The organism is Phormidesmis priestleyi ULC007 (genome assembly GCF_001895925.1).
GTDB classification, from domain to species: Bacteria; Cyanobacteriota; Cyanobacteriia; order Leptolyngbyales; family Leptolyngbyaceae; genus Phormidesmis_A; species Phormidesmis_A priestleyi_A.
Map to the genome: position 1 here is coordinate 21,688 of NZ_MPPI01000049.1, position 9,355 is coordinate 31,042.

At 49.1% G+C, this 9,355-nt stretch carries 7 protein-coding genes; 3 read left to right on the forward strand and 4 right to left on the reverse strand.

Going from position 1 to position 9,355, the window contains the following annotated elements; all coding sequences use genetic code 11:
* Positions 1 to 225: 225 nt before the first annotated feature.
* The 4 genes from BRW63_RS23900 to BRW63_RS23915 all read right to left on the reverse strand — a co-directional run bounded on the left by BRW63_RS23900 (position 226) and on the right by BRW63_RS23915 (position 7,863).
* A complete protein-coding gene (locus BRW63_RS23900; RefSeq protein ID WP_073074885.1) occupies positions 226 to 2,430 on the reverse strand; it encodes a caspase family protein in 2,205 nt (734 codons plus the stop codon).
* Between the two features lie 44 nt (positions 2,431 to 2,474).
* Complete coding sequence (locus BRW63_RS23905; protein WP_073074886.1) at positions 2,475 to 5,144, reverse strand: CHAT domain-containing protein; 2,670 nt, start codon at positions 5,142 to 5,144, stop codon at positions 2,475 to 2,477.
* A gap of 176 nt (positions 5,145 to 5,320) precedes the next feature.
* On the reverse strand, positions 5,321 to 5,617 hold the full coding sequence (locus BRW63_RS23910) for a tetratricopeptide repeat protein (RefSeq protein ID WP_073074887.1): 297 nt from the start codon (positions 5,615 to 5,617) through the stop codon (positions 5,321 to 5,323).
* A 68-nt stretch (positions 5,618 to 5,685) separates the two neighbouring features.
* Positions 5,686 to 7,863: a CHAT domain-containing protein gene (locus tag BRW63_RS23915; RefSeq protein WP_073074888.1), complete on the reverse strand. Its 2,178-nt coding sequence runs from the start codon at positions 7,861 to 7,863 to the stop codon at positions 5,686 to 5,688.
* Between BRW63_RS23915 and BRW63_RS23920 the strand changes: the two genes are divergently transcribed.
* The 3 genes from BRW63_RS23920 to BRW63_RS23930 all read left to right on the forward strand — a co-directional run bounded on the left by BRW63_RS23920 (position 7,862) and on the right by BRW63_RS23930 (position 8,776).
* Positions 7,862 to 8,134: a hypothetical protein gene (locus tag BRW63_RS23920; RefSeq protein WP_073074889.1), complete on the forward strand. Its 273-nt coding sequence runs from the start codon at positions 7,862 to 7,864 to the stop codon at positions 8,132 to 8,134. The two genes, BRW63_RS23915 and BRW63_RS23920, sit on opposite strands and share 2 nt — an antisense overlap.
* Before the next feature lie 61 nt (positions 8,135 to 8,195).
* The gene (locus BRW63_RS23925) at positions 8,196 to 8,531 is read left to right on the forward strand and encodes a DUF6883 domain-containing protein (RefSeq protein ID WP_073074890.1); all 336 of its coding nucleotides are present in this window, start codon (positions 8,196 to 8,198) and stop codon (positions 8,529 to 8,531) included.
* Complete coding sequence (locus BRW63_RS23930) at positions 8,531 to 8,776, forward strand: DUF4926 domain-containing protein (RefSeq protein WP_073074891.1); 246 nt, start codon at positions 8,531 to 8,533, stop codon at positions 8,774 to 8,776. The genes BRW63_RS23925 and BRW63_RS23930 overlap by 1 nt, the downstream gene beginning before the upstream one ends.
* The last annotated feature ends 579 nt before the right edge of the window (positions 8,777 to 9,355 follow it).

The window sequence follows — 9,355 nt, forward strand, 5'->3', positions numbered from 1 at the left end:
CTTCGTTGTCATCGGCTTCTGCCCCCTAAATCCCCCAATTTGAGGGGCTTCAAGCCAAAATTTCAGTTCAAAGTCCCCCAGAATGGGGGATTTAGGGGGCTTCCCGAATTCATAATCGAAGCGAACCCCTTCTGCCGAACTGACGTGGTTATAAGTTTATCCACTCATCTCAAGGAATATTCCAGAAAAGCATACTTACCTTCACATTATTCTCTGATCGCCCAGCTACCCAATGATCTCAAACGTCACCGACAATGCCGCCATCTGCTGCGAATCTAACCGCTGCTCCTGGGTTTGACTGCTGCCCCTCCGCCCTCCGCCAACTAGCTCGTCTAACAGCGTATTCACCGTCGAGATTGCCTGCCCTGCCCGATCGTCCCCCCGCGTCTCAGACAACACCTGCAACTGAGTGATCGCTTGCTCTAACGACGTGGTGCTAAACACTACCATCACCTCTGACATCCCCAGGGGAGGTGTCACCGTCACCGTTGTGCGGTTTCCTGGAATCTCGATCGCTGTTTTAGCGGGCACGATCGACGTAAACGGCAAAGGCTGCACTTCCCCATCCGCACTCAAAAACACGATCGCGCAATCCAAATCCTTTGCTTCATTGTTCTCCACCACAATCTGAATCTTTTCATTCACTCGAATCTGTTTTGCCGACTGTCCAACCCCCAACGGTGCGGTCTGTCCACCTCGCACTGCGACCACCTGTGCGGCAAACTCTCTCGCCCCCGCAATCCGCACTGCCGCCTTCACGTTTAATCGGGTTGAAGTTGGGTTTAACATCAACTTCAGCAACCGCCCCGCCAACAGAAACTTAAACTTCGGCTGCAACCGTTGCTCTAGAGCTTGAGCGACTGATTCTCCAGGTTTGCCAAACGACTCTGGCAATGGCTCCAAGCCCGAATAAAACAGCCCTAAACTGCCCACTGCCGGAATATCCGCTAACTTGCGCTGCTGCATTGCGTCATAGACAGGTTTCGTCATCCGCCCCAAAATGTAATGCACCTCCTGCTGCAACAGGGGGACAGCTTCGATGCGCGATTGAATTTTGGGTAGTTCTGCTTTTGCGATCGCCGCCTCACTGCCCAACGAGGGATCTAACCCAATTCGCAGCGACCAGTCTGAAGGAATCACCCGCGATCGCTCTTGAAGCAGCGTCCCCGATGCGATCGTCCCAGGAGTTTTGAGTTTGACTGTTCCTTTAGCATGAAGCTGATTTCGTCCCGTAATCTCAACTGTCGCGATCGCTGCGCCCTGAGCATTCACCAACGTCAAATTGGCACCCTTACCGAAGGTTTCTAACACCTGGGGTTCTACTCCATTCAGCAAGATCTGTACCTGATTTCCTTCGACCTTCGTGACTACCGCTTCTGCTGCCTGTCCTCGTGTAGCAAAGTCAGACAAGAAATACGTCGGCTGCGTTTGATTGCTGCTATTGGGCTTCGTCTGAAGGTCAGGGGTTTGAGTCGCCGCTTGATTAGTCAATGTTTTAAGCAGCCGCTCTGTCTTCGCCTTCGTCGCGATCAGCACGGTGCCCATCGCCTCATTTCGGGTCTGCTGCCAGAGGTAGCGCGTCAACGCATAGGTAAACACTCCCGCATGAGCATCTCCCGCAAAAGTGGCATCTGCCGCTTCTTGATTGCGTTGGGCTGCGACTAATGCGACTCCTTTAGCCAATCCCGCCTGCCGCTGCCGAATCCAATCCGCACGAGACAGCTTTAGTTCTGCTAACTTCTGTTCTTGGTAGGCTCGTTCTGCTGGACTAGCAACCAACATTGCACCCCCGCGATCGCCCCTCAGCAATAACTCTGCTTGCCCCGGACGCGATCGGATCACCAGGTTTCCGCGGGTGCCGCCTCCCGCATAGCAGCTATCCAGCACCACCGTCACGTTCTCCGTCTTCAGCGCCGCCATCAGCAAAAATAGGGTGCCAGAGGTAATGTCCTCGACCTCACCGCCACCCGGAGGCAAGTCGCTATCCCACGGAACCAGGGTGCCATTGAGGTTGTCTTTAAAGGTACGATCGGGGTCATCCACCGTAGAACCATGCCCAGAGTAGTGAATCACGATCACATCCCCCGGCTTTGCCCATTGGATTAAGTCTTCAAACTCATGCAGAATATTTTCACGCTTTGCATTCTCATTGGTAATCAGCCTGACATCATCAGGTTTAAATCCAAAGCGATGGACTAACAATTCCCGCTGCATTTCCACATCGTTTACGGCTCCTGGTAGCGCTGCCCAGCCGCTGCCTTCTCGAATGGCAAGGTAGTCGCTAATGCCCACTAATAATGCTCGTTTACGTGGGGTACTTTGTGCCAAAACTTTAGCATAGCGGAGGGACTGTTGCTGAAGCTCTAACTGGCTAAAGCCCAAGGTGGCAAGGGTGGCTCCAGTAGCCTGCAAAAAATGACGACGTTTCATGAAAGCATCCTAGAATTCTCTGCACGGGTGGATAGCTGATTTCTCTACAAACTGTTGCCAATTAGAATAAAGGGTGCCCAGTAAAAAGGATGGCTAAGATTGCGGGGAATGACCGCTGGTTTTCCAGCCTGAGTTGTCTCGATCCTGAAGTTTCCTCGGTCTAGCTGGGATGATTGACTACTACTCTGCATTACAGCGATCTGTGCTTGCTGGAGGGCTTCAGCTTTGCTCATGGTGCCCTTTCCCAGATTTTGGTAAAACTGTTGCATCAACACGCTAGTACTAGAATCATTGACGAGCCAGAGAGAAGCAATCACTGCTTTCACCCGATTTTTTAAGAAGTAGAAGCTGATGCCAGGAATCTCGATTCCGCTCTCATCAGGCCCCCCTACTGCTGTTTGGCAAGCGGATAGGACAATCAGATGCACACCACCCATATAGTTTTGCAACTTTTGAATCTCTGCAATTGTGAGACGGTTGCCTTTGCCAGGAAGAATAAAAGAATTTTCAGGTTGCCCAGGTTCAAACTTGCCGTGCGTTGCGATATGAACAATTTGACGACCGCGTAGGTTATCTCGAAAAGCTGTGTAGTCGAAGGCTTCATCGAGAAATTCTGAACCGTGATACATCCCTTGAGAATTTGAGCTATTTTGCACGATCGCACCCAGCTCTTTGGGAACATTTGGCAAAGCACTAAAGCCGGGAACAGACTTAGAGACACCTAGTGCCAGGACAGAAATTTGGTCGGGTTTGGTAGGTAGGCGATCGCGGGTATCGGTGAGTTCGGCTGCCAGAATATTAGAGACAGCGTATTTCTGGATCAGGTATTGCTGGCTCTGATTGTCGAATAAAGCCGCCATTGGAATATAGCGCGTGGCGCGATCGAGGGCAAAAACAAGATGACGAATCTGCTTGGGATTGAGTTCTTTTTCTAGAGGACGGATTATCCAATCATATAGTTGAGCACTCACCTGCTGAAGTTCATTGAGATCAGTGGTTGAATCCTGAAGGAGTTCTCGAAAGCGGGAAACAGTTTTCCAAAGTTTCTGCTGTCCGACATTAGAAACTTCCACAGTACGGAATGCGATTCCTTGCTCACCTGCTTTGACTGCTAATAGGAGGCGAAGCTTGTTGTCAAGTACAAGCGGATAAATGAGAACAGTACCTGCTTGAGATGTGACCACATCAGTTGCCGTGCTGCCCAACTGATCAGAAGTCAGGAAAGCCGGATCTTTTGCGAGACGTTCTCGCAGGGTTTTGCTGAAGGTATTGGATTCGCGGTTAAAGGCAACAGTGAGTTGATCGAGTTGGTCACGCAGGTCTTTGCAGGGTTGTCCTTTGTGTTCGCAGTCGTAGAGCTTTTGTCCAAACGCAACCAGACCACCGTATTTTTCTAGGATTTGTTTCTCCAGTTGCAACAGGGTAATTTCCTGCTTGTCCTCAACTGGGCTGCTGCGGGTAAAGTCCTTGAGTTCTTGAAGTTTCAACAGTTCCAACACGCGTTGTGCTTCTGACAACCGCCCTTGAGCTAACAGCAGGTCAGCTAAACGCCGATAGGTGTCCGATACTGTGTGAACATAGGACTCCTGTTTATCCTTGGATAATTGCTGAATGTTTTTCCTGATGCTTTCAATGACATTCACAGATTGTTTGTAAAATACAATGGCTAAGTCTGGTTGCCCTTGTTTGGCAAAAAGACTTCCCAGATTGCTGAGAGTTGTGCGTTCAGCGTCACGATCGCCAATGTCTCGACTAATCTCCAACGCCTGTTGGTAAGCTCTCAACGCTTTTGGATATTGGTTTAACTGTACATATAAATCACCGAAGCTATCGAGCGTTCTGCCTTCGGATCTACGACTATTAACCTGCTGTGCAAGTTTGAGTGACTGTTGAAAAGCCACTTCAGCTTGGGGATATCGCCTCAACTGAGTGTAAACCCGTCCCAGTCCATTGAGGGTATAGGACTCACCACCATAATCACGGGTTTGCTGACGGAGCTTTAGAGCAGCTTGAAAAGAGTTTAGTGCTTGTAGATATTGCTTCTGAACATAATAAAGAACGCCCATGTTGTTCAGTGTGCGCCCTTGCACCATCAAGTTATTGGTATGTTTAGCTGAGGCTAGGGCACGCTGATAAAGCTCAAGGGCTTCAGAGTATTGACCCAATTTTGAATAAGTAAGAGCAATATTACTGAGCGTGTCTCCTGCAAGTCCTAAGTTTCCTATTTTTTGATGATTGATTAAAGCCTGCTGATAAGCATTAAGTGATGCCGAAAACTCGCCTAAGCTGTAATATGCAGAACCAAGATTATTTAGGATACTCCCCAGAAGCCCTTTTCCATAGTCAGTCGGCTGCTTAATCTTACTCAGGATTTCAACTGCTTGCTGACTAAGCTTAACAGCTTCTTGATACTGAGATTGCCTACTGTAAGTTATCCCCAAATTATTCAGGACACTGGCTTCAGCTTCTTGGTCGCCGATTTTTCTATAAATTTCTAAAGTTTTCTGAAATGTCTCGATCGCAGCTTGATATTGAGCATTGGAAAGCTGCCGTTGACCCTCCTTAAACAGATAATACGCTTCGGTAACAGAGTCCGGTGCTGCTTGTGCTATGGATAGATGGTTGGGCTTTATAGGCTCACCTGAAAAAACAGGTTTTTCAAAAAATAGCAATCCTAAACTAATCAACATCACGAGACTAAACTGCCTGCTCATCACACACAACTTTTCCCAGACAATGAGAGTACATATAGCAGCAATCCTAATTGAATTGTGGGATGGGCATCTTGCCCGTACAGGCTGGAAGCCTGTCCCACTCTCACACCTGAAATAGGATTGCTATATATAATTTTGAGCCTTTTGGCAAAATTGCTAAGAACACTTCTGCACTGTTAACGTTTACGACTTTTGGGTTGGGGACTTTTGGGTTGGCGAGGATCTGTAGGTTGCTGGCCAGGGTCGTCAGGAGCACAAAAGTGTAGTTTTTCTGCGTCGTAAGAAGCCCACTCACTGAAGCTTTGGTAAACCTTTGCAATCCTACTGAAAGTTTCGGCTTCTCCATTAAGATCACCGATTTCTTGATAAGTTTCTAATGCTCTACTGTAGGCATCGATCGCTGAATAATAATCCCCTTGCGCGTACAGCTTGTCACCGTCTTGTAAAAGTTGTTTGGCTTCAGAATCTGACATTTAGTTTCCGAGCAATAAATGTGTTGTCTATAATCCTAAACTTAGAAAATTTGGTGAACAGAAAAAACTTACAAACCGTTACCAATTAAAATGAAGGGTGCCCAGTAGTAGGGATGGTTGAAATTGCGGGTGATGGCAGATGTTTTGCTACTCGGCATTGACTCAATCTTGAAGCTGCCGCGATCGCCCTCAGTTCCCGTGCCATTGCCTTGAATCATCGATCGTTGGGCTTGCCGTAATGCCTCAGCTTTGCTCATTTTGCCCGTCGCTAAATTCTGGTAAAACTGCTGCATTAATCGGCTAGTGCTGGCATCGTTGACTTTCCAGAGGGATGCCAGCACCGATTTCACGTTTTGGGTCAGGAAGTAATAGCTCAAACCCGACACTTCAATCCCTTCTTTATCAGGGCCACCCTGTGCCGTTTCACAAGCAGATAGCACAACGAGATGAATGCCCCCCAGATCGTTCATTTTTTTGATGTCTGTTACCTTCAGGTGATTGCCGTCACCGAGGACGAGGAAAGACTTTTCGGGATCTTCAGAGTCGAATTTGCCGTGGGTCGCCATGTGCAGAATGCGGTAGTCGAGGATGTCTTTGAAGGCGTTGAGAGTAAAGTCGCCGTTGAGTCGTTCGGCACCTTGAAAAATACCTTGGGAGTCGGGTTTGTTGGTGCGAACGATCGCATTCAGTTCGTTGACGACATTGGGTAGGGCGGGAAAGCCTGGGGCGGCGTTGGAGAGTCCTAGACCGAGGACAGCGTTGTCGGCGAGGTTGGGGGAAAGTTTATCTTGGGTATCGGTTAAGCCTGCGGTGAGGATGGTGGAGAGGCTGAAGCGTTGAGCGAGGTATTGACTGCCGTCGTAGAGGGCGGCGATCGGCACATAGCGGGTAGAACGATCGAGGGAAAACACCAGGTTTTGAATGCCGTTAGCGTCGAGCTGGGGGCGCAGAGGTGCGATCAGCCAGCCGTAGAGTTTTTGGCTGACTTGCTGGAGTTGTTTAATATCGCTATTCGGGTTTTCTAGCAGTTGGCGAAATTGGGTAACGGTGGCGGAGAGATCTTTGCGGCTGACGGGAATTTCTTTGCTGGCGAAGACCACGCCTTGTTTGCCTGCTTGAAGTCCGTAGACGAGCCAGAGTTTGTCTTCGAGGACGAGGGGATAGATCAGGACGGTGTTGGGTTGGGACTGGACAATTTTGTAAGCGGCAACGGTGAGTTCTTCTTGTTGCAGTTGGGCGGGGTCTTTGTCGCGTCCTTGGCGGGCAAGGGTGCGGAGCCGATCGGCTTGTTGACTAAATTGCTCAGTGGCTTGGTTGCGTTGGCTGAGGAGTTGGTCGCGATCGGCGCAGTAGGGTTTTTGACCTTCGCAGGTGGTGAGTTTGATGCCGAGGGCGATCAGGTTGTCGAAGGGAGGAATGACCGGGGCTTCGATCGCATTCAAAGGTGCGCCTTTAGTTTCGCCACCAGCGCGGGTGTCGCGGGTATAGTTGCGTAGTTCCTGAATTTTCAGGAGTTCGAGGACTTTCTGGGCTTCTAGAACGCGACCTTGGGCAAGGAGCAGATCGGCAAGGGCGCGATAGGTGCCTGCAACGGTTTGGGTGTAGGATTCTTGCGACTCGCGGGGCAGTTTGCGAAGGTCTCCGCGAATGGTTTCGCGAACGCTGACCGATTGTTTGTAGAAGACGATCGCCAGTTCTGGTTGTTGCTGTTTTGCCAAGGTGTTACCCAGATTGCCGAACACGATACCCTCTCCTTCGCGATTCTTGATTTCTCGCGCGACGGCTAAACTCTGCTCGTGATACTCAATGGCTTTGGCATAGTTGCCCAGAGAATAGTAAGCAATTCCCAGATTGCCCAGGGATTGTCCTTCACCAAGTCGGTCTTTGATTTCTCGTGCGATGGCTAAATGCTGCTCGTGATACTCAATGGCTTTGGCATAGTTGCCCAGAGAATAGTAAGCAATTCCCAGATTGCCCAGGGATTGTCCTTCACCAAGTCGGTCTTTAAGATTGCGGTAAATTTGAAGGGATTTTTGCCAGGACTGGAATGCAGCGTCAAACTGGCTAATCTGATATTGTTGATTTCCCTGCTGCAAAAGGCGATCTGCCTCCGCTTTAGAAGCCGAATGAGTCGAAGTCTGGGCAAGAACAGGGAGTGGAGAGTAAGCAGTCGGGAGTAAGGGAGCCGTCAGAGACAGCACCAGTGCCGCGATCGCAAGACCCGTAGACTTCAAATGGGGAGACATGGCAGAAGTTCTCCAGCAAAAGAAAAGTGCCTATCCTAATCTACTCCATTCCGTTTCCAGATTCCGGACGGGTGATCAGCGATTGGTAGCTGCAACGTTTCAATATCACGGGGAAGCTGGATTATTGAGAAAGCTCTTTGTGCTGGATGAGATGCGCGATCGCGAAGCGTTCTTAGACCAGAAGAAAAAGAGTCGCCGCGATCGCCAGAAAGATGAACAGGCAACGCTGCCGCGATCGCCAAAACTTATCAAGCCTATCGAGGAGGTCTAATTTAGTACAGTTGGTTGAAGTTGGTAAAATGGGAGTGATACCAACGACTCTGTTTTGTTTCATGAAGCTTGCTCGTGATGCTGTGATTGCGCCCGCCAAACTGACAAAGTATCTGCTGATCTGGCGTGATGTGGATGATAAGTCTAAGTTTTTGGCGCAAGCGGGCTATGGTCAAGAGAACTGGCGACAATTAGAAGCGGATTTGAGAAGTCAGATTTTACCGCTTGAGGCTGTGCCGAGTGATGAACCAAATCGATTTGGGGATGTTTATAAGATTCGAGGTGTTTTGACGGGAATAAATGGGGTCAATTTAGCGGTGGTCACGATTTGGATGGTTGAATACGAGACACAACAAACAAAGTTTATTACGCTATATCCAGATAAGGAGGCGGAGTGATGGCATTTGAGTTGTTTACGAGGGTGGCTTTGCAGGAAGATTTTCCGAAGCATCAGTTGCATCGGGGAGATGTTGCAACGATCGTGGAACATCATCCTGTTGCAAATGGGGAGGATGGCTATAGTCTGGAGATCTTTAATGCGATCGGGGAGACGATCGCAGTTTTAGTAGTTTCTGAGTCCCAAATTGAACCACTGATGCGGAATGAGGTGTTGCATATTCGAGTGCTGGATGAAGCTGTTTAGCTTTACCACACCGTCTGAATATTTTGTAGCGCTTGAATTCGATGATCGCGGGTAATTAGAGGTTAAGTTCAGGTGTAATGCAGTTGCGGGCATTTTGGGAACGATGGCGCGATCGATTGGTCGGATAGCTTAGGCGATCGCCGTTGCTAGCATATAGCAATCCTAAATCAGTTGTAAGATGAAGGCTGAGTGGGTCGTGACCCCTGATGACAACCGTGAAAGATGGTATGCAAGATCTGCTTCTGAGTCCCAAATTGAACCACTGATGCGGAATGAGGTGTTGCATATTCGAGTGCTGGATGAAGCTGTTTAGCTTTACCACACCGTCTGAATATTTTGTAGCGCTTGAATTCGATGATCGCGGGTAATTAGAGGTTAAGTTCAGGTGTAATGCAGTTGCGGGCATTTTGGGAACGATGGCGCGATCGATTGGTCGGATAGCTTAGGCGATCGCCGTTGCTAGCATATAGCAATCCTAAATCAGTTGTAAGATGAAGGCTGAGTGGGTCGTGACCCCTGATGACAACCGTGAAAGATGGTATGCAAGATCTGCTTAGCTTTATCAACCAAACCGATGAT

Bases quoted from the DNA above. Each gene is read 5' to 3' on its own strand.
- BRW63_RS23915 (WP_073074888.1), bottom strand. From the start codon at position 7,863: ATGTCTCCCCATTTGAAGTCTACGGGTCTTGCGATCGCGGCACTGGTG.
- BRW63_RS23905 (WP_073074886.1), bottom strand. From the start codon at position 5,144: ATGAGCAGGCAGTTTAGTCTCGTGATGTTGATTAGTTTAGGATTGCTA.
- BRW63_RS23930 (WP_073074891.1), top strand. From the start codon at position 8,531: ATGGCATTTGAGTTGTTTACGAGGGTGGCTTTGCAGGAAGATTTTCCG.
- BRW63_RS23925 (WP_073074890.1), top strand. From the start codon at position 8,196: ATGAAGCTTGCTCGTGATGCTGTGATTGCGCCCGCCAAACTGACAAAG.
- BRW63_RS23910 (WP_073074887.1), bottom strand. From the start codon at position 5,617: ATGTCAGATTCTGAAGCCAAACAACTTTTACAAGACGGTGACAAGCTG.
- BRW63_RS23900 (WP_073074885.1), bottom strand. From the start codon at position 2,430: ATGAAACGTCGTCATTTTTTGCAGGCTACTGGAGCCACCCTTGCCACC.
- BRW63_RS23920 (WP_073074889.1), top strand. From the start codon at position 7,862: ATGGCAGAAGTTCTCCAGCAAAAGAAAAGTGCCTATCCTAATCTACTC.